This window comes from Dehalogenimonas formicexedens (assembly GCF_001953175.1).
Classification (GTDB): Bacteria; Chloroflexota; Dehalococcoidia; order Dehalococcoidales; family Dehalococcoidaceae; genus Dehalogenimonas; species Dehalogenimonas formicexedens.
In genome coordinates this window covers 1,291,892-1,311,649 of sequence record NZ_CP018258.1, presented here as the reverse complement: position 1 = coordinate 1,311,649, position 19,758 = coordinate 1,291,892, and the positions used below count along the sequence as shown (strand labels likewise).

The window sequence follows — 19,758 nt, the reverse complement described above, 5'->3', positions numbered from 1 at the left end:
TGATATCCCGAAGGCTTTATAAAGCTCCCTCCAGAAGCGCCAGCGCGTTTTGCAGCCCAATCCGCAGTTCTTCCTCTTCCAGCATCAGTTTTTCCCATTCTTCGCTCCTTCGCTTGATGCTGTCCTTGAGGGCTTTATGGCGGTCGATCCGCCCTACTATTGACTGTGAGTCGGTGTAGGCTCCGGGATTGGCAAATTCGGTTTCGATGCCTGACAGCTCTGCTTCTTCCCGCTGCAGTTCTTCCTCAATCTGGGCAATCCTGTTTTTGATGGGCGTTAGTCTGCGGTTGAACTCGTTCCTGATTTCACCCGCCGCCGACCTTCGCCTCCGTGGATCCATGGCCGGTTCAGGTGCTGCAACCGGCTTTAAGAGCTGTCTTGTATCCGAGGCGGTTGATTGCGCCTCTGATGATTCCTGGTGATACAGATATTCTTCATAACTGCCGTCGAAGACGGTGGCATGGCCGTCCCGGACGTCGATTATCTTATTGGCCGTCTGGCTTATCAGGGTGCGGTCGTGTGTGATGAAACACAGTGTGCCTTGATAGCTTTCGAGGGCGTCGGCCAGGACTTCGCGGGAAGCTATATCAAGGTGATTGGTCGGTTCGTCCAAGAGGAGGAGGTTGGCGGGTTGCGTCAGCATCTTTGAGAGCGCCAGCCGGGCTTTCTCGCCGCCGGAAAGCACGCTTACCTTTTTCTGGATGTCGTCTCCGGCAAAAAGAAAGCCGCCTAAAATCGCTCTCAGCCGCTGCTCTGTTTCCTTCGGGGCGACGCGTTGCAGTTCTTCCAGGACGGTGTTAGCGCTGTTCAAGAGGTCGAGCTGGTGCTGCGCGTAGTAGGCAGAGGTGACGTTATAGCCTAACCGTCGCTCGCCCCGTTCAAAGGGCAGGACGTCCGCCAGTATTTTAAGCAGGGTGCTTTTCCCGGCGCCGTTGGGTCCTATCAGCGCTGCCCGGTCGCCGCGGCGCAGGGACAGGCTCAGGTCCGCGTAAACTGTCTTTTCCCCGTAGGCCTTGCTGACTTTGCGCAGACTGATGACCTCTTCGCCGGAACGAGGCGGCTCGGGAAATGAAAACTTGATCTTCTTTACCAGCCGCGGCACCTCGACCCGCTGCAGCTTGTCGAGAGCCTTGATTCGGGACTGCACCTGCCGGGCTTTGGAGCTCTTGTATCTGAAACGTTCGATGAACCGCGTTTCCTTTTCGATCTTGACCGCCTGCCTGCCGGCTGCCGCCTCGATCCCCTCTATCTCCTTTTGCCTCGCCACGACAAAATCGTCGTGGTTCCCGGTGTACACCTTTGCCCTGCCGTTCTCCAGAGACACCACCCTGCCTACGACGCGGTTCAGAAAAGCGCGGTCGTGAGACGTCAGCAGTACGGCGCCTTGGTATTGGGTCAGGTAGTTCTCAAACCATAATTGCGTTTCGAGATCCAGGTGGTTGGTAGGCTCGTCGAGGAGCAGCAGGTCGGGGTTTTGCAAAAGTATCTTGCCAAGCTCCGCCCGCATCAACCATCCGCCGGAAAAGACCGATACCGGCCTGGTGAAGTCGCTTTCCTTGAAACCAAGCCCGGTCAGGATTACTCTTGCGTCGTGATCTGTGTCATAGCCGCCGCTGGTCTCAAAACGGTGTTGCAGCTCTCCTAATTCCCTGAGCAGCGGCGCCTGTTCCTCGTTCGTTACGGTTTGGGCGATCTCTTCCTGGAGCAGCCTGATCCGGTGTTCCAGAGTTGCGATATGTCCGGCGGAAGCGATCACGTCTTGCAGGAGAGGCCTGGCAGACTTGTTGTCGACCTCCTGCCTCAAATAGCCGACAGTCAGATCCTTGGGCCTGGTGACAGATCCTTCGTCTGATGTCTGTTCATCAGCGATAATCGAGAACAGAGTCGTCTTCCCCGCCCCGTTAGGCCCCAGGAGAGCCGTCCTGTCGCGCGCGCCGATGTGAAAAGTCACTCCGCTGAAGAGGCTCCGCGCGCCGAAAGACTTCGAAATGTTGTTCAGGGTGAGCATTGAAACGAACAATTATAGCTTTGGAATGAGAGTTTGGGAAATCCCTCGGTTACGGGAATGGTGAAATTAGGTAGTCATACGGATTGAATAACGCCAAAAACCGGTATAGGTTGAATTCAGTGAATTATGTGGAAGGCGGGTCAACTGATGGCTTCGAAGATTACAAACACTGAATCGCCCGAAATTTCTCTTGAACTTATAGCCTCCGGCTTCGTTTCTCCTATAGCGCTGGTCGAAGCCCCTGACGGGAGTGGCAGATTGTTCGTTGCCGATCAAACTGGGATCATCTCCGTTCTGAAATCGCAAGGGGAAAAGAGGGAGTTCCTTGATTTAACGCAGAGAATGATAAAGCTAAACTCGAGTTACGATGAGCGCGGCTTGCTGGGTCTCGCCTTTCACCCGAGATTCAAAGACAATGGTCGCTTTTTCGTCTATTATTCTGCGTCCCTGCGGTCCGGCGCGCCTTCAGACTGGGATCATACCAGTCATATCTCCGAGTTCAAAGTCTCCTCTACTGATCCTGATCGGGCGGATGTGGAATCAGAAAAGATCATTCTAAAGGTAGACGAACCCGAATTTAACCACAACGGAGGTCAGATCGCATTCGGACCGGACGGGTTTTTGTACATCCCATTGGGAGATGGCGGCGGCGCCAATGACGTAGGCCGGGGGCATCTCCCGGGGGGTAACGCCCAGAATACGGATGTACTGCTGGGGAAGATCCTTAGGATCGATGTCGACGAAGGGAGTCCTTACGGGATACCCGAGGACAATCCTTTCTCTGGTGGTGATGGAAAGCCCGAGATCTTTGCCTGGGGGTTGCGCAACCCGTTCCACATCGCATTCGATATGGGGGGAGACCACGAACTTTTTGCCGGTGACGCCGGGCAGCACCAATGGGAAGAGGTCGACATCGTAGTCAGGGGTGGAAATTACGGCTGGAATTTGATGGAAGGCGCCCATGGTTTTGACCCTGACGATCCCCGAACTCTGCAAACCTTGCCGCCACCACGGGTGAATTCCAGGAATGAACCCCTTATCCGCCCGATAATCGAATACCAGAATGCCTCGGCAGGAGGTATAGGTTCTTCAGTAATCGGAGGCTATGTGTACCGTGGCACAGCGTTTCCCGATCTGGATGGCGCCTACATTTTTGGTGATTACAGCGACAATTCTGATAATCCCACCGGCAAGATATTTGTCGCGCGTCGCCTCGGGAAGTCCGCAGAGATGTGGACCTTCGAGGAAGCGGTGGTAAAGAACGGCCGCGAAGGAAGAATGAATACATTGCTGAGGTCGTTTGGACAGGACGCAGACGGGGAAGTCTACGTCCTGGCGGCCGATAACGCCGGTCCCAGCGGCGAAACCGGCAAGGTCTTTAAGATCGTGGTGTAGTCGATGGGGGCATCGGCGAAAGCGATGCCCCCTTTATTTTGTTGCTAGATTGTCTTTTTCAGCGACAGCGTCGATGTCCGGCCATTCAAAACGGCGGTGAAAGTATAAGTCGCCTCGCCCGCGGGCACATGGGAGTTGATGTTCCACGTCCAGGTGATCAGCCCGTCAGCGCCGGCGGTCTTCTTGTTATCCGCTGGAAGGGTACTGTTCGTGCCGTTGGGCATGGTGAACAGAATGGTGACTTCAGCGCCTGGTGTGGTTTTGATGGTCACGGTAACGTCGTCGCCCGGATGGGCATCGGAGATACTGACCACCTGTATCGGCACGGCGGCGGCAGTCGTAACCGGGGGTACGGTTGTCGTCGTTGGTGGTGGAGGCGTAGTGGTTGGAGGGACATAACCGCCCGGCAGAGTGATCGCTGCATCCTGCGTGAGGCTCACGTGCATCCGCAAAAGCGGGATGGCGTTGGTCTTCTTGTAGTTCTCCCAGAACTGGATCCAGTCTTGATTGTTGGCTTTGATGTCGATTCCTTTAGCCGTCGCCTGCTTCATCGCGTCCTGGTAGCCAGTGACCCATTTCTGGAATAGGGCGATGTTCGTCTGGTTGCGTTTTTCATAATCCGCGTTCCAGACGCCTTTTTCTTTGAGGTATTTGACCAGGCCCGGATGAACTGGCATGAAGGTGGTCTGGAGGGCGGAGATGACATCCTGAAAGGTCATGTTGGTATTCGAAGCGTAGGCATCCTTGTAGGAAGAGTAATTTTCATCGAGCCATTTGACCAGCCGATAGACCATTTCCGCATCGGTGTTTACATCGGCGGCGAGATACTTGTAGCTCGAAATCGCCCACGTTCCTATGGTGCTCGCCGGCCCGGCGGTGATCGGGGCGAAATCATACATCGGGCTGATCGCCAGGAACGCTGCCGCGCCCTTGGGGTTCTCGGCGGGCTTCATCGAAAGGTATCGGATGCCTGATGGGGCCGCCGAGGCTTCCATGACCGCAGGGGTAACGGGAGCTGCCATGGCGATATCCGCCCGTCCCTCGACCACCGCCCTGGGGCAGGCGTTGTAATCGCCGGTGTTAACCCAGACGATATCTTTTTCCGAAACACCAGCCCAGGCAAGCAGAGACAGGAACGGCGACATTGTGGCTGACTGGTTGTTCCAGATGGCGATCCTTGTACCAGGCTTGATGTCCTCCGGCTTGTACATGCTGGAATTGCCCCGGACCAAAAATCCGGTGGAAGCTAGCGAGTCGATCCAGACCATGCTCGCCATCCACGGACCGCCGTCAGGCATGGCATACTCGTTTTTAGCCTCGATGTCGTCAGCCAGCGTGACTTTATCGCACTGAGAAAGGACCATCTTGCCCGCTTTCATATCTTTGTAGGTATTGGTCCAGGCGGCTTCGGTAACCACCCGGATCAACGGCCCGTTCAGCCCGTTTTGCATGGCTGAAGCCCACGAGACCATTTTTGCCTGCCCGGAATCTCCCGTGGCGGCGAAGAGCAGTGCGTCCGGCCACTTAAAGGCGGTCCCGGCTGGTGATGTCGAATTGTAAATCGCGTTCCCGCCGCAACCCCACAACATCACCGCCGCTACGACAACCGCGGCAACAGCAGCCAGTTTACGCCAGATTGGTTTCATCTCTCTCATCCTCCGCCAGATTTATTAGGGACCAATGACTTCAGGCATTTCTACCGAGCCGGTAGGCTTTTGCAGAATTGTAACGGCGATCGTGACCAGGCTGATGATCAGGCCGGCGCCGAATACCGCCGGTTGCGGGAAAGCCAGGGAGAATCCGCCGAGAATCAGCAAGAATCTTGAAATCCGGTTGAGTTGGCCGACCTTAACCAGATATCCCGCCAGTCCCGATGACAGCAGCCAGACCCCGGTGAAAGCCTGTACGAAATGGATCAGCGTCTGCCACCAGGGCGTGTAAATGATCAGCAGCGAGGGCTGCAGCACATAGAAGAACGGAATAAATGCCAGGACCGCGCCCATGCGGCAGGCTATCCAGGCAGTCTTCATAGGATTGGCTCCGGCGATATTGGCCGCAACAAAGGCGTTGATCGCGACGGGCGGAGTGATGCCGCCCAGGTTTGAGTAAGAAATTATGAACAGGTTGATGCCGATGATGGAGATGCCCCCTGCCGCCTGGAATTCCGGCGCCGTTTTGCTGAGCGTCACTATCGCCGGGACCGCGATGATCGCCAGAAAAATGTATGCCGTGCGTTCCAGGCCGAAAGTGCCCATGGCAATACAGAACGCGAGACAGATAAATAATATGAGATACAAATTGTCTCCGCCCAGGCTGATTATCCATGCTGCCAGCCCCGCTGCCACCCCGGTTTTTAGAAGACCCACCAGTAGGAGACCCATCCCAATGAAGATAGCCACCACGTAATTGATCAGGCCGGCTGTTTGGACCAGCCCGGTTTCAGCCCTTTTCCAGGCGTTGCCGGCGCTGATTTTAATTGACGGTCGGGCAGTTTTGGTCGGTACAACTCGCCGGAGGGCCCATTGGATCATCTGAAGCGCGATTACTACAACCGTTGCGTACACCGGCGTTATCGCCCCCCAGCGCATGTATACCAGCCCGAAGGCCAAAACGCCTAAACCCGCCACGTACACCCAGCCGTCCCGTAAAACCCTCCACCATTTAGGGATGGCGTCGCCCGATAATCCATGCAGGTTGTGCCGGGCGGCGTAACCGTCGACCTGTACCAGCAAGCCAAGATAGAACAGGACGGACGGCAGGAAAGCGGCCACGACGACATTGGCGTAATCGACACCGAAGATGGCCACCATGAAGAATGCAAGTCCCCCCAGCACCGGCGGCATGGAGTCGCTGCCGGATGAGGCGCAAGCCTCGATAGCCGCGGCGTCTTCCGCCGCGAAGCCGGATTTCTTCATCGCCGGTATGGTGAATGAGCCGGTGCCGGCGATGTTGGCCATGGCGCTGCCCGTTATGCTGCCAAAAAAGCCGCTGGCAAGGACCGCCACCTTGGCCTGGCCGCCTCGCACCTTGCCCATGAGAGACGTCGCCAGGTTCATGAAGAAATTTCCGCCGCCCATTCCCATGATCAGCCCGGCAAACAGAAAGAAGCCAAGGATGAGTTCCCCCAGCATCCGGGCGGGGATACCGAGCATCCCGTCCGCCCCGAAGGCGAACGAGCTGACGATTTCTTTGAAGGGAAAAGACGCTCCAAAAAACACGCCGCCGAAGTGGCTGGCCAGGAAATGACTCGATGAAAACAGCGGATACACCATGGAGAACACAAGTAGGGCTGCCAATCCCCATCCCCCAACCCGCCGGCCGGCTTCGATGGCAAGCAAGCTGATCGTTACCGCCGAGGCGAAAACCCAATTATTCGGCGGCGAGTCCCAGTTGTGGTAGGTGATGTCGTTGATGTTGAACATGAATAAGACGACGATGCCTGCCAGTGTTACCGCCAGCACATAGTCGTACCACGGCGGGGCTTGCCGGTTCTGTTTTTTGGTGGCGCCCAGTCCAAGAAAGATGTTCAGGCCAAGGATGGCGTAGAGCAGGTATGAATAGACAGTACCGGCCAGGACGTGGCCGAAAATTGGTATCGAAAACCAGTGGATGACGAAAAGAATAGAGGCAATAACCGGCATGGCCAGGAAGACGGCTTTTACTGTCCTGGGCATATAGTTGTATCGAGAAAGTCCTCCGCCAGCGTTTTGTTTTTCCCCCTTTGGAAAAGGGGGATTAAGGGGGATTTTTGATCCTCGATTGGCTACTGTCGCCATTGTTGGGTTTGATATCTCCGCCAATTAGTCAGTTTGTACCTGCAGCAATACCTGAAGGTCGATACGCGCAATAAGGTTCCGCCGCAAGGTAATCGCCGCTGGTTTCGTAAGCTCTCGCCCGACAGCCGCCGCAGACTGTTTTAAACTCGCAACGACCGCACTTGCCTTTGAGTTTCGATAGATCGCGGATTTCGCGGAACAGGGGAGATTCGTTCCACACTTCTGAGAAGGTATTCTCGCGAATATCACCGGCTTCGATGTCCAGGTACCCGCAGCCCTGGACCTTGCCGGTATGAGAGATAAAACAGAAACCGGTACCAGCCAGGCAGCCTCTGGTGTGAGCGTTCATGCCCTGATGGCCCGTTTGTTGTCCTTGGCTCGGGCGATGTCCGTGCCCGAAACTGACCGTGCCGCCGCACTGCTGGACTATCCGGTAATAATGGGGGGCGTCGGTCGGCTTGAAATTCAACTTGTCCCCTAGTTCTTTTTGTTTCTGGTAGATCCATTTGAGCGTGGATTCATAATCGTCGGGCGACAGTTCCTCTTGAGCCAGACCTTTGCCCCGGCCCGTGGGCACCAGCATGAACGGGTGGAAGGCGGCGACTCCGAGTTCGAGCGCCAGGCCGACGAGTGCAGGCAGATATTCGGCGTTTTTCCGGGTCACCGTCATATTGATCTGGACTTCAATACCCGCCTTCTGGGCATTCCTTATCCCGGCCAGGGCGGACTCGAAGGCTCCTTTGGCGCCGCGGAATTCATCCTGGAGCTCGGGGGTTGGATAATCGAGGCTGATGCTGATACGGGAAAGCGGCACAGTTTTCATTCTGGAAGCGATCTCTTCAGTGACCATGGTGCCGTTGGTCCCCATCACCACTCGCAGCCCTTTACCGATGGCGTATTTGCCGATGTCGAAGACGTCTCCGCGAAGAAGAGGTTCGCCGCCGGTCAGGATCAGGATCGGTTTCCCCACTTCGGCAATTTGATCGACCAGTTTGAAACACTCTTCGGTCGAGAGTTCGCCTTCGTAACCGCCGCTTTGCGCCGAGGCCCGGCAGTGGGCGCAGGAAAGGTTACAGCTTCGAGTGATTTCCCAGGCAACAAGTTGAGGAGCGGGTGCAAGTTCGTTGTTCAATCGTGAGTTTCCTCGCCTGTGATAAGAGTCGTTCTTTCATGAGCCTCGACCAGAGAGATCAGGGCTTCATCCATAGCCCGGTCGACCAGTGGGATTGCCTCGGCTATCTGGCGTTCGGTTACTTCGCCCCGCTTCATCATGTCGAAAGTAGCGGTGAGCATCGGCTGCCTGTGTTGGATGAAAGCGCGGACCGAAGCCCCCACCGGTATTTCGAGATGCTTGGTCAATTCGCCATAGCTTCGGCCGATTTCTCTCGCGGCATCTATGGTTTCCTCCGGCCTGGAGGGTTTGGTGACGCATTGGGTCAATAATCCGAGTAGCCGCCTGCCGAGGTCCCCGAACCTCAGTTGGGTGGTTTCATCGAGGTGCTCACGCCAGGGGTCTGTGGCGGCCATGGTGGCTCCGATTTCCCGGTGAAGGGCAGCGGTGCTTTCCAGCTTTTCGGTCAGGCTTTTGATTCCCAACCGTTTTTGATTCAGTCCGATGAATTTCTTGAGTTCGGACTTGAGATACCGCCGGTGTCCCCCGGGCGTTACGAAGGCTTTGATCTGTCCCTCGTCGGTCCAGGTACGCAGAGCCGGCTCACTGACCCCAAGAGCGTCGGCGGCCTCGCTGATCGTAAGCAGGTCTTCGTTCACGCCAAAAAAATCTGTAAAAATCTCATAAAACATATTATAAACTAATTTAAGACCGAACTGAAATAAGTAGTCTTACGCAATTATGATTGCCAAAGACACTTATATTTGGGTTGAGACCGGGTGTTTTTATGCTAATATGGGAGTTATGAAAACAATAATCGTTCTCGTGATGCATGGCGCTCCCCCCACCGATTTTCCCCGCCAGGAACTTTCCGAGTTTTTCGTTATCTATGGCAAGATGAAGCGGGAAGGGGGTCACGGCGCCGTGGTCAATCCTAGGTATGCCGAACTGGAAGAGAAAATCAAGAATTGGCCCCGTACCGCCGCCAATGACCCCTTTTATGCGGCATCCGAGGCTTTGGCCTCCGAACTTTCACTGGCCACCGGCTTCAAGGTGGTTGTCGGCTACAACGAATTCTGCGCTCCGGATGTAGCCACCGCGCTTGAAATCGCCGCCGATGAAAGCCCTGAAAAAATCATTGTTGCCACTCCCATGATGACCCGTGGCGGCGAACACGCCGAAGCCGAGATCCCAGCCGCCATAAGAATCTTCCAGGAAGATCACCCCAGGATCGAAACGGTATACGCATGGCCCTATGATAAGGCTGAGATTGCCGCCTTCCTTAAGCAACATATCACCCGGTTTGTCTAGCGCCGTTCATTAGTATTATCCTGCGCTTCTAAGTCCGTTCGTGGTGCTCGCCCCTCGATGAAGTCGGGGAGCCTTTGCTGGGCTGAGCCTGGCGAAATGAACCATGAGCGGACTTGTTTTTTGCAGGGGCGAGCGGCCGCTCGCCCGCTCCATCCATCCTCCCCCCAAGAAACGAGGCGTAGGGGCGGGTCTTGGACCCGCCCGCAATAATCATGTCTTGATGAGGTTTCCGTGTAGGCTTGTATTCATAAAGGCGTGTGCTCGGCAAAAGCTTATAAATCAATAAAATCAATATCAACGACCAAAGAAATAAAAATTATTGAAAAGACTATTGACAATATCAAAAAGCAGGCTATAATAAGGTCATAAAAGTTAAAGTCGCCGCCAAGTGGAGTTGAAAATGATTAGAGATTGGACCGAACTTACCAGGCTTACCGGTGGGGGTTCGATTGTCGTCGAGAGGGTAAAACTCGCGGATTCCGGGATTGCCATCGAGGGTGAGTTCGCCCTGCCCCCTCTGGCGCAACTTGAATCGGATGACCAGGTTTTTGTCATGGCTTTTATCAGCGCCCATGGCTCGATCAAGGATATGGAGCGCATGTTCGGCATCAGCTACCCTACGGTGAAGAACCGGCTGGACAAACTGGCTGGCAAGCTTAAGATGGTGGAATTCGAGCCGGCGGTGCAAACGGAACCGGAAAAAGAAGATGTTTTAGGCATGCTGGAACGAGGTGAAATCACTGCTGAAGAGGCGGTCAGGAGACTCTCATGAGAGGTGGCTGCGGTTGCTTCGGATTCCTGCTTTTCGTAGTTTCATTGATTCTTGTGGTGTTTGTTCTGACCCATATCTCGGAGATCTGGCAATGGCTCGAAGGGTTGTTCGCCTAGAAGGAGGGTGAAAATGAATTGGCCGCCCCTTTTGTTACACCTGAGGATTCCCTCGCGTGAAAAGTTCGTTGGGCTCTGGCTTCCGTGGTTTCTGATATATCCAATTTTGCTGGCTCTCATGCTTATTGCCCTTCCTTTTATACTCATCGCCGCCATTTTCCTGGTGCCGGCAGGCAGGGCGCGCCCTCTGATTATGGCTGGTCCCTATATCTGGCGGGTGCTTTTCGCCATGCGCGGCTTGAAAATGGACATCCAAACCGGACAAAAAGCCCTGTTGCTTGATTTTGTTTAAGGAGAAGAAATATGTCTGATAACCGTAAAAAGATACTCGAAATGCTCGACGCCAAGAAGATCACCGTCGACGAAGCCACCAGGCTCCTTTCGGCCATCGACCGCGGGGGTAGTTCGTCCTTTTCAGATGAAAAACCCGTGGAACAGATCTTGAACCGGGTAGGCTGCAAGGTAAAGTACCTCCGCGTGATGGTGGATAATCCGCAAGGGCATCATGGTGAAGGTCCCGAACGGGTGAATGTTCGTGTACCGGTCAGCCTCATCAGGGCGGGCATGAAGTTTACCTCCCTCATCCCCCGCGAAGCCGGGGACAAGGTGGAGGAGGAGCTCCGCTGCCGCGGCATCAATCTTAACATCAAAAATATCAAGGACGAGGATATCGATGATCTGATCGAAGCTCTTTCTGAGCTCGAAGTGGATATCGACGGTGGTGAAGGCAAAGTTCGGGTCTTCGCTGAATGACATTAGCCGCAGGCTGGGTCGAAATTTAAATTTTTCAAAATTGTGAGGAGAAAAACATGGACAAACGTGGAGGAGCCTGCGGTGGTGCCATCTGGTTCATCGGCTGGCTGTTTACCATCGGCTTTGCAGACCTTTCATTCTGGAAAGGCGTCATCGGGATCATTATCTGGCCGGTATTCTTGGGGCAGTCCCTACGTTGAATCCGGTACAAAAGCCTTGCGCTCGGTAACTTTTTCAACGGCCTGCCCATTCGGCTAGTTTAAAAACCCCCACCCCCGCCAGTGAAAATCCGTTCATAAGGCAGTTATGGGTGAACTGTTGCCATTTTAAGATATAGGCGAACAATTAAAGGGAGGAAAGCAATGAATCTGGTCAATGGTATCTCAAGTCTGGCTAGAGGCTCGGCTCGCCGGCCGTGGCTCACCATCGGCATGTGGGTCGTTGGTCTCATCGCGGCGGTCGGTTTCTTGGTCACCGGGAATGATCTTGTAACCAAAGTTGATGTCACTAATAATCCCGAGTCCCGGCAGGCCGACACCCTGATTACCGACAGGCTGTCCAATCCAACCGATGAGAGTACCCCGCCAACTGAAGATGAAATCATCATTTTGAAATCAGACGCGCTCACCGTCGACGCCCCGGAATACCAGGCCGCCATCGAGAAGCTGTATGCCGACATCATGGGTCTGGGAGATAAGATCGTCCTGGGCGGCGTTCACTACTACATGACCTACGACGCATCTCTGGTTTCGGCCGATCGCCATTCAACAATGATACCGCTGGTTATGGTCGATAAAGCTGAGAATTACATCGACCAGGTCTATGCCATCGGCGACACAATGGCTGCGGGCAACAGCCAGTTCAAGGTCTATTACACCGGAACCGCTTCTTTCAATGCCGACACCATGGCCCTCGCCGAGAACACCATGAGCAAGGGTGAAAGCATCGGTATCATGGTCGCTCTGGTCGTCCTGGCCGTCGTCTTCGGCGCCCTGGTCGCTGCCCTTCTGCCCATCGCCCTGGGTGTCGTCGCCATTGTCGCCGCCCTGGGTCTCATTGGCCTTACCAGCCACCTGATGGGTCTGTCATTCTTCGTCACCAACATGGTCACCATGATGGGTCTGGCAGTGGGTATCGACTACTCGCTCTTCATCGTCTCCCGCTACCGCGAGGAGCGCAAGAAGGGCCTGTCTAAGGTTGAGGCCATCGCCGTGACTTCGCGCACCGCCAACAAGGCCATCTTTTTCTCCGGCATGACCGTCGTCCTAGCCCTGGTCGGCCTCCTGATCTTCCCCCTGTCCATCTTCAAGAGCATGGGCCTGGGTTCGATCATGGTTGTTGTCAGCGCTGTCCTCGCCTCGATGACCATCCTGCCCGCAATCATCAGCCTCCTCGGTGACCGGGTCAACAAGATCCGCATGCCCTTCACCGCCCGCGCCGAGAAAAATGAAGCCGTCGAGCACAGGGTCACCGGTTTCTGGGCTGGCCTGGTCAAGGTCGTCACCCACAAACCCCTCGTCAGCATGGTCATCGTCGCCGGTATCCTGATCGCCGCCCTGACCCCCTACTTCGACAAACAGTCCGGCTTCTCCGGCATCTCCGGCCTGCCCGATGATCTCCGCGCCAAGGAAGGTTTCATGGTTCTCCAGGCTGACTTCCATGTCGGCATGGATGATCCCGCCCGGATCGTGGTCGACGGCGACATCGATTCCTCCGCCACCCAGGCCGCCATCGCCAAACTGCTGGCTTCGATCGGCAGCGACGACAGCTTCAGCTCGGCCAACGTCGTCTCCTATGCCGATAAGAACCTGGCCATCATCTACGCCAACCTGTCCGGTGACCCGGCTTCCTTGAAATCCATGGATGCCGTCAGGGCCTTGCGTAATGACTACATCCCGGCTGCCTTCGGTGACACCCAGGCCCAGGCTCTGGTTACTGGCGGCACCGCCAGCACCCTGGACTTCAACGCCACCACAGATTCCTATACCCCCGTCATCTTCGCCTTCGTGCTGGCCCTGGCTTTCATCATCCTGATGGTCGCCTTCCGCTCCGTGGTCATCCCGCTCACCGCCATCCTGATGAACCTGCTCTCCGTCGGCGCCGCCTACGGCCTGCTCGTCCTGGTCTTCCAGAAGGGTGTCGGCGCCTCGCTCTTCGGCTTCATTCAGGTGGATGTTATCGAGACCTGGCTGCCCCTGATGCTCTTCTCCTTGCTCTTCGGTCTGTCCATGGACTACCAGGTGTTCCTGTTGAGCCGCGTCCGTGAGCACTACCTGAAGACCGGCAACACCTCTGAAGCCGTGGCCTTCGGTCTCAGCTCAACCGGCAAGCTCATCACCGGCGCCGCTTTGATCATGGTTGCCGTCTTCGGTGGGTTCGCCCTGGGCGATATGACAATGTTCCAGCAGATGGGCTTCGGTCTCGCCGTCGCCATCCTGGTAGACGCCACCCTGGTCCGCTGCGTCCTGGTACCTGCCACCATGACCATGCTGGGCAAAACCAACTGGTATCTGCCCAAGTGGCTCAACTGGCTGCCCAATGTCTCCCTCGGTGAGACTGATGAAGCGCCTGAAGCCATCAAAACCGCTCCCGCTCCCCGCCTGCCCCGCGGCCTGGTCCCCGCCCCGGTCCCGGTCACCGTGGACGAGTCCGAGATCATCAACCGCGGGTACTAGATTTCTCCTCCTCTTTTATTGTTCGAAGGGGGCGGGTCGCAAGACCCGCCCCCTTCAATTTACCCGAGTGGGTAATGAGGTTATAGAAAGTTCCGGTAGATACGATTCATGACCTCACCATATTAACCACACGTTAACGAAAAATACGCATAAATGCTTATTTACATCAAACCATCCATGGTTTATCATGTGATAGGTTAAATAATAACCATAAGGTAATAAATACTGAAAGGGGTCTCAATGGGCAGTAATTTTCATTCCACACTCAGCCGCCGGGATTTCATGAAGGCAATCGGTATGGCGGGTGCCGGCGTTGGCGCCGCGTCTCTCGTGGCTCCAACCTTCCATGATCTCGATGAGATGGCTTCCGCGGGCACTGGCACAAAAAGGCCATGGTGGTGCAAGACCGTTGAAACCCCCACAACCGAAATTGACTGGCAGAACATGAAAAAGTTTTCCGAAGGCAACACCATGCGCGGCAAGGGCACCGAATACCTGGCCACCTATATTGATAAAGCGGAACAAGATCGACGCGCCGCTGCCAAAGCTGAGGCTACCTTGGCTCACAAAGCCGCCAAGGATCCCGGTTACACCGCCAGGGATTACGCCTTCAGCGGCAACGCCAGCCGCGGTTTGACCTCAAATGGTTTTGAGACCTGGAAAACCGCTTCAACTCCGGAGAAACTCGGCGTGCCTAAATGGGTAGGGACCGCCGAAGAAAATGCCGCTGTGATTCGTACATTCTTGAGGTTTAACGGAACTTTAAGCATCGGTTACACGCAGCTTGAAACCAATACGACTATGAAATTGATGTATGAATACGGCCCAAATAATAGGGAGAAGTACACCTTTGCGGATGTAGATGTACCCTCATATACCGCGGGCAAGGAACAGGTCTATCCCAACAAATGCAAGTCCGTGATAACCATTGTGAACCAGGAAAGCCAGGAACTGTGGAAGCGCAATCCTTATCCGTTACAGGTGCAGATCCGCTACCCACGCGCCCAGTTGATCCAGGAACAATTCCAGGGTTTCATGACCTCGCTTGGATATTACGCGCTTTCTGAAGGCGGTAACGGTACCGGTATCGCTCCTGCCTTTGGCGTCATGTCCGGTCTCGGGGAAATGGGGCGCATGAACCGGATGATCACCCCGGAGTGGGGACCGACAGTCGGTATTTTCCGCTACGTGTCCGATATTCCCCTGCCGGATGACCAGCCAATCAACGCGGGTTTCCTCCAGTTCTGCAAGACCTGCAAAAAATGTGCTGAGGCTTGTATTGAAGGCGCGCATTCCACGGAGACTGAACCGACCTGGGACGTCAGCGGTCCCTGGAACAATCCGGGACACAAGGCATGGTTTGAAGATTCCCGCAAATGCCGGGCTTACCAGTCTCTCCCCGATTCCTGCAACGCCGGCACCTGCCTTTCGGTTTGCACCTTCACCAAATACGAAAAGGCCGGTATTCACAACGTCATAAAAGGCGTCGTCTCCACAACTTCTGTCTTCAACGGATTCTTCCGTCAAATGGACGATGCCATGGGTTACGGCCTCAAAGATCCGGCCAGCTTCTGGGATGCCTGCCCGCCGATCTATGGCGTTGATGGCACCGTCGGTTATAATTACTGATAGTGATCTGGTTAAAGTCAAGACAGAGGCAGCGATCGCTGCCTCTGTCTTGTTAAATTTTGAGGTGTCTCTCAGTCGAACCTGTTATCATTAACAGGCTATTTTTGGGGGGAAAGAATGGTTCAACATCGAATGCCAATCTGTTATATCGTTGGAATAGGACCTGGTGGTTCGCCAAAGTGGCTGACCCATGCGGCGGAGGAAGCCATAAAGGAATCACATCTCATCCTGGCTTGGGACTGGTCGCTTAAGCCGGTGAAAGACCTCGTAAAAGGGAAAACCTTGTTTTTCCAGGAAACCAGGAACTATCTCCAGAAAGAAAAAGATGCCGCTGAACAGGCGCGAACCACCGGAGAAACGGTCGCTGTCCTGAGGGTCGGGGATCCGTGCGTGTCTTCCAGCCTGGCGCAGGTCCTCGAAGTATTCGATGGTTTTGATATCCGGATTATTCCATCCGCTGGGGCGGCTCAGTTCGCGGCCGCGGCAGCGCGCATCTGCCTGGATGAGTCAGTATTGGTTTCGTTTCATGATGGCCGTGAAGCTGAGAAACAAAGAAAGCTGAAATTTTTGGTAGACAGTTTTAGGATCGGTCGGCACCTGCTGGCTCTGACCAATGAAACCCAGGTACCGCGAGAGACGGCGGCTTACCTGCTAGAACACGGGCTTGCCCCCGAAACTCCGGTGCTCGTATGTGAATATATGACCATGGAAGATGAACAGATTCACCCGACTACCCTTGCCGAGGTAAAAGACACCGATTATCGCCTGACTTCCGTGATGGTCGTCAAAAATCAGGGACACAGATAGACTCTAAGGCCCGCGGAGCCTCGTTGATAGGAAAGAATCGTCTTCGACCGCTGGGATTTCGCCGAATTTCCTCGTCAGGTTTTTAACGTCTATATCCGCTTAGTTGTATCTTACGCTATCGCGGGCCCAACTCGTCAGGGCGTTTTCTCCGATCATTAACCGCCCGCTGCAGGATCATCTCGATCTGCCCGTTCAGGCTCCTGAACTCCTGGTCCGCCCAGCGGTTAAGCTCGGTCAGCAAGCGCTCGTCGATGCGTAGCAGAAAGCTCTTGCGCCTGGGTTTAGCCATCTCATCATCCGGCGCCATGATCATTGATACAGCGTTCCCGCATTGATCACCGGCGAAGCGGCAGACTCGGAGCACAGGACCACCAGCAGGTTGCTGACCATGGCCGCCCGCCGTTCCTCATCGAGTTCGACCAGGTGGCGCTCGGACAGTTGGCTGAGGGCCATCTCGACCATGCTGACGGCGCCCTGGACGATGCGGCTCCGGGCGGCCACCACTGCTGTCGCCTGCTGCCGCCTGAGCATGGCCTCGGCGATCTCAGGGGCGTAGGCCAGGTGGCTGATCCGGGCCTCGATGATGGCCACACCGGCGCGGCTGAGGCGCTCCTGGAGTTCGGCTTCTAGGAGCCTGTTGACTTGGTCGGCGCCGGAACGCAGGGTCAGGCCCTCTTCCTGCTCTTCGTTTTCGAACGAGTCATACGGGTACTGCTGCGCCAGGTGGCGCACGGCGGCTTCGGACTGGATAATGACGTAATCCTCGTAGTTATCGACGTCGAAGCTGGCCTTGAAGGTGTCTTTGACCTGCCACACGATAACCGCGGCGATCTCGATGGGGTTGCCGACTTTGTCGTTTACCTTGAGCTTCTGTCCTGAAAGGTTCCGGGCTCTGAGGCTGATCTTTTTCTTGGTCAGGAACGGGTTGGCCCAGAAGAAGCCATTCTGGCGCACCGTCCCGGTATATTTGCCGAAGAGGATCAGCACCTTGGCTTCGTTCGGGTTGACTACGAACAGCCCGGCGAAGATTAAAACCGATACCAGGTAACCCAGGACGAACAGGATAATCTCCGCAACGTTCGGATTAGCGGTGTAGGCTACCATCAGCCAGATAGATAGCCCGAGGATGACGATCGCCGTGATCAGCATGGGGTACCCGGGCAAGGCTTTGACGGTTTTTTCCATTTCCGATCCTTTCATAATATCAAAATGATATCATAATAATATCATATCAGGTGCTTGTCAATAGTTCCGGAAATGCCCTGAAATAGGTATTTCTACGTATTGCCTTGACCCCCCCGCGGGAGCAAATAATTGTTTGGATATCCATTATACGGATTTGCCCGATTATCTGAATCTGTTGATGCTTCAAATGAAATACTCAAAATCAGGAGAGGAGGAATCTATGTTTGCAAGAGTCACGGTCATGAAAAGCGCTTCTGATAAAATCGAACAGGGGGTCAAGGATTTCCGCGACGGCATGCTTCCCCAGGCTCGGAAACTCCCCGGCTTCAAAGGCGGGCTGCTGCTGGTTAATCGCAAGACCGGTCGACACCTTGGTATTACCATGTGGGCTACTGAAAAAGATATGCAATCGAGTTCAGAAGAGGCGAACAAGCTTAGGTCGGCGGCAGCGAGAAATATCGATGCGGCGAACCCCGAGGTTGATATGTACGAGGTCGCCGTTCAGGCTTTGTCTTAGTCCAAGGGGTTTAACGAACCTGCGACGAAATCGGCTCCGTGGCAATCGTCCCATCGGTTATCCCCTCGCCCGTTGACGGCGGGAGAGGGCTAGGGTGAGGGCAGCACGATGCCAACGTTCTTGTAGGGGCGATCGCGAACGCGTCGCCCTCGCGGTTGCCCTTTCATGTTGTCATTCCGGCGGAAGCCGGAATCTATCGTTATTCCATCCTCCCCGCCCGACCCCTCCATCCATGTCTTTACGAGCCCGCGATGAAATCGGGCTGTTGCAATCTTCCCCGAATAGTACCCCGATCCAAACGTAGGGTCGGGTTTTTAACCCGCCCGCCTTGCCCAAGAAGACATCTGATTCCACTATACCCAGACCGGATCGGCATGGCATTGGAAATTGGATAATTTGAAATTGGTATTATCGGATTATTCCTCACCCGCCTTACTTTCCCGAATCCTCTTATGCTAGACTGTGTTTTACCACGCACTCGAATTTCAGGAGGGCATGATGAACGGTAAGGTCCGCGTCGGCATCAACGGTTACGGCGTCATCGGCAAGCGCGTCGCCGATGCCGTCTCGCTCCAGGACGACATGGAAATAAGCGGCGTCACCGCCGTCAACGCCGACTACCGCGTCCGCATCGCCGCCGAAAGGGGCTACCCCATCTTCAGCGTCCGGCCCGACCGCCGCCAGATGATGACCGAAGCCCACATCCCCACCGCCGGTTCCCTGGAAGACCTGATCAAGCAGAGCGACATCATCGTCGATTGCGCCCCCAAGGGCATCGGTGCCGAGAACAAGCCTCTCTATGAAAAACACCGCGTCAAGGCCATTTTCCAGGGCGCCGAGAAGCATGAACTGACCGGCCTGTCGTTTGTCGCCCAGGTCAACTATGATCAGGCCGTCAACAAGGACTTCGTCCGCGTCGTCTCCTGCAACACCACCGCCCTATGCCGGGTCAACAACGCCCTCAATAAGCGCGGCTGGATCAAGCGCAGCCGGGCGGTCCTGCTTCGCCGCGGCACCGACCCCTGGGAAAGCCACCGCGACGGCATGATCAATACCGTCATCCCCGAGACCAAGGTCCCCTCCCACCAGGGCCCCGATGCCTGCACCGTCATCCCCGGCCTCGACATCACTACCATGGCCGGCGCCGGTCCCTACAACCTGTCCCACATCCACTATTCCATGGTGGAGACCAATCGGCCGGTCAGCCTCGCCGAACTGCGGCAGGCTCTCTGGGAGGAGCCGAGGATCTCCTTCGTCCGGTCTTCGGACGGGCTGGTGGCGCTGAACTCCGTCATCGAGCTGATGCGGGACCTCGGGCGGCCGCGCAATGATATGTGGGAAGTGGCGGTCTGGGAGGATGCCCTGGCGGCGGACGAGCGGGAGCTTTACCTTGTCTTCCAGGTTCACAACGAGGCCATCACCATACCTGAAAACATCGATGCCATCCGCGCCATGTGTGGCATCGAGACCGACAGCGCCGCCTCGATTGCCAAAACCGATAAGTCCCTCGGCGTGCTCAAGAACTTCCTGCCCAAGACGATCCCCGAGCCCACCCGGCCTACTCATGTCGGTCATGCGCTGGCGGAAGAGCGGGAAGAGTATCAGGACGAGGGTTACAAAGGGGCAGAAGAACCGTTCTAGCACCCCCTGCAACCTCCCTCGCCTCGGTGTCAAAACTCCCCGAAAGTACAGGTGAAAGTCTA

18 protein-coding genes are annotated in these 19,758 nt (G+C 55.5%); 11 read left to right on the top strand and 7 right to left on the bottom strand.

Annotated elements, in window-relative coordinates; translation table 11 throughout:
• Nucleotides 1-16 precede the first annotated feature (16 nt).
• Nucleotides 17-2,008, bottom strand: a complete 1,992-nt coding sequence (locus tag Dform_RS06840; protein WP_076005100.1) for an ABC-F family ATP-binding cassette domain-containing protein — start codon at nucleotides 2,006-2,008, stop codon at nucleotides 17-19.
• Between the two features lie 147 nt (nucleotides 2,009-2,155).
• Between Dform_RS06840 and Dform_RS06835 the strand changes: the two genes are divergently transcribed.
• Complete coding sequence (locus tag Dform_RS06835; RefSeq protein ID WP_083635389.1) at nucleotides 2,156-3,403, top strand: PQQ-dependent sugar dehydrogenase; 1,248 nt, start codon at nucleotides 2,156-2,158, stop codon at nucleotides 3,401-3,403.
• A 44-nt stretch (nucleotides 3,404-3,447) separates the two neighbouring features.
• On the opposite strand, the gene Dform_RS06830 is transcribed toward Dform_RS06835, so the two are convergent.
• From Dform_RS06830 to Dform_RS06815, 4 genes are all read right to left on the bottom strand, one after another.
• Nucleotides 3,448-5,049 (bottom strand): TAXI family TRAP transporter solute-binding subunit, encoded by a 1,602-nt coding sequence (locus Dform_RS06830; protein ID WP_076004354.1) that lies wholly within the window; start codon nucleotides 5,047-5,049, stop codon nucleotides 3,448-3,450.
• 24 nt (nucleotides 5,050-5,073) lie between these two features.
• A complete protein-coding gene (locus Dform_RS06825) occupies nucleotides 5,074-7,077 on the bottom strand; it encodes a TRAP transporter permease (RefSeq protein ID WP_076004353.1) in 2,004 nt (667 codons plus the stop codon).
• A 130-nt stretch (nucleotides 7,078-7,207) separates the two neighbouring features.
• On the bottom strand, nucleotides 7,208-8,311 hold the full coding sequence (locus tag Dform_RS06820; protein ID WP_076004352.1) for a radical SAM/SPASM domain-containing protein: 1,104 nt from the start codon (nucleotides 8,309-8,311) through the stop codon (nucleotides 7,208-7,210).
• Entirely contained in the window at nucleotides 8,308-8,949 is a 642-nt protein-coding gene (locus Dform_RS06815; RefSeq protein ID WP_158513479.1) for a MerR family transcriptional regulator, read from the bottom strand. Before Dform_RS06815 ends, Dform_RS06820 begins: the two co-directional genes overlap by 4 nt.
• A gap of 145 nt (nucleotides 8,950-9,094) precedes the next feature.
• Here Dform_RS06815 and Dform_RS06810 point away from each other — a divergent pair, with 145 nt between their 5' ends.
• The 8 genes from Dform_RS06810 (at nucleotide 9,095) to cbiE (ending at nucleotide 16,353) form a co-directional block, all read left to right on the top strand.
• Nucleotides 9,095-9,601 (top strand): sirohydrochlorin chelatase, encoded by a 507-nt coding sequence (locus Dform_RS06810; RefSeq protein WP_158513478.1) that lies wholly within the window; start codon nucleotides 9,095-9,097, stop codon nucleotides 9,599-9,601.
• A 400-nt stretch (nucleotides 9,602-10,001) separates the two neighbouring features.
• Nucleotides 10,002-10,373, top strand: a complete 372-nt coding sequence (locus Dform_RS06805; protein ID WP_076004349.1) for a DUF2089 domain-containing protein — start codon at nucleotides 10,002-10,004, stop codon at nucleotides 10,371-10,373.
• A gap of 129 nt (nucleotides 10,374-10,502) precedes the next feature.
• Nucleotides 10,503-10,781: a hypothetical protein gene (locus tag Dform_RS06800; RefSeq protein WP_076004348.1), complete on the top strand. Its 279-nt coding sequence runs from the start codon at nucleotides 10,503-10,505 to the stop codon at nucleotides 10,779-10,781.
• 11 nt (nucleotides 10,782-10,792) lie between these two features.
• Nucleotides 10,793-11,242, top strand: a complete 450-nt coding sequence (locus tag Dform_RS06795; protein ID WP_076004347.1) for an SHOCT-like domain-containing protein — start codon at nucleotides 10,793-10,795, stop codon at nucleotides 11,240-11,242.
• Nucleotides 11,243-11,298: 56 nt separating this feature from the next.
• Nucleotides 11,299-11,442: a hypothetical protein gene (locus Dform_RS11450; protein ID WP_192846583.1), complete on the top strand. Its 144-nt coding sequence runs from the start codon at nucleotides 11,299-11,301 to the stop codon at nucleotides 11,440-11,442.
• 162 nt (nucleotides 11,443-11,604) lie between these two features.
• On the top strand, nucleotides 11,605-13,917 hold the full coding sequence (locus Dform_RS06790) for an MMPL family transporter (protein ID WP_076004346.1): 2,313 nt from the start codon (nucleotides 11,605-11,607) through the stop codon (nucleotides 13,915-13,917).
• Between the two features lie 240 nt (nucleotides 13,918-14,157).
• The gene (locus Dform_RS06785) at nucleotides 14,158-15,546 is read left to right on the top strand and encodes a reductive dehalogenase (RefSeq protein WP_076004345.1); all 1,389 of its coding nucleotides are present in this window, start codon (nucleotides 14,158-14,160) and stop codon (nucleotides 15,544-15,546) included.
• 117 nt (nucleotides 15,547-15,663) lie between these two features.
• The gene (gene cbiE, locus Dform_RS06780; RefSeq protein WP_083635386.1) at nucleotides 15,664-16,353 is read left to right on the top strand and encodes a precorrin-6y C5,15-methyltransferase (decarboxylating) subunit CbiE; all 690 of its coding nucleotides are present in this window, start codon (nucleotides 15,664-15,666) and stop codon (nucleotides 16,351-16,353) included.
• Between the two features lie 115 nt (nucleotides 16,354-16,468).
• Here cbiE and Dform_RS06775 read toward each other — a convergent pair whose 3' ends face one another.
• Both Dform_RS06775 and Dform_RS06770 read right to left on the bottom strand, forming a co-directional pair.
• Entirely contained in the window at nucleotides 16,469-16,642 is a 174-nt protein-coding gene (locus Dform_RS06775) for a type II toxin-antitoxin system antitoxin (RefSeq protein ID WP_145925545.1), read from the bottom strand.
• 20 nt (nucleotides 16,643-16,662) lie between these two features.
• Nucleotides 16,663-17,538, bottom strand: a complete 876-nt coding sequence (locus Dform_RS06770) for an SPFH domain-containing protein (RefSeq protein WP_076005098.1) — start codon at nucleotides 17,536-17,538, stop codon at nucleotides 16,663-16,665.
• A gap of 220 nt (nucleotides 17,539-17,758) precedes the next feature.
• Between Dform_RS06770 and Dform_RS06765 the strand changes: the two genes are divergently transcribed.
• Nucleotides 17,759-18,055 (top strand): hypothetical protein, encoded by a 297-nt coding sequence (locus Dform_RS06765; RefSeq protein ID WP_145925544.1) that lies wholly within the window; start codon nucleotides 17,759-17,761, stop codon nucleotides 18,053-18,055.
• A gap of 498 nt (nucleotides 18,056-18,553) precedes the next feature.
• Nucleotides 18,554-19,696, top strand: coding sequence for a type II glyceraldehyde-3-phosphate dehydrogenase (locus tag Dform_RS06760; protein ID WP_076004341.1), 1,143 nt, complete (start codon nucleotides 18,554-18,556; stop codon nucleotides 19,694-19,696).
• Nucleotides 19,697-19,758 lie beyond the last annotated feature (62 nt).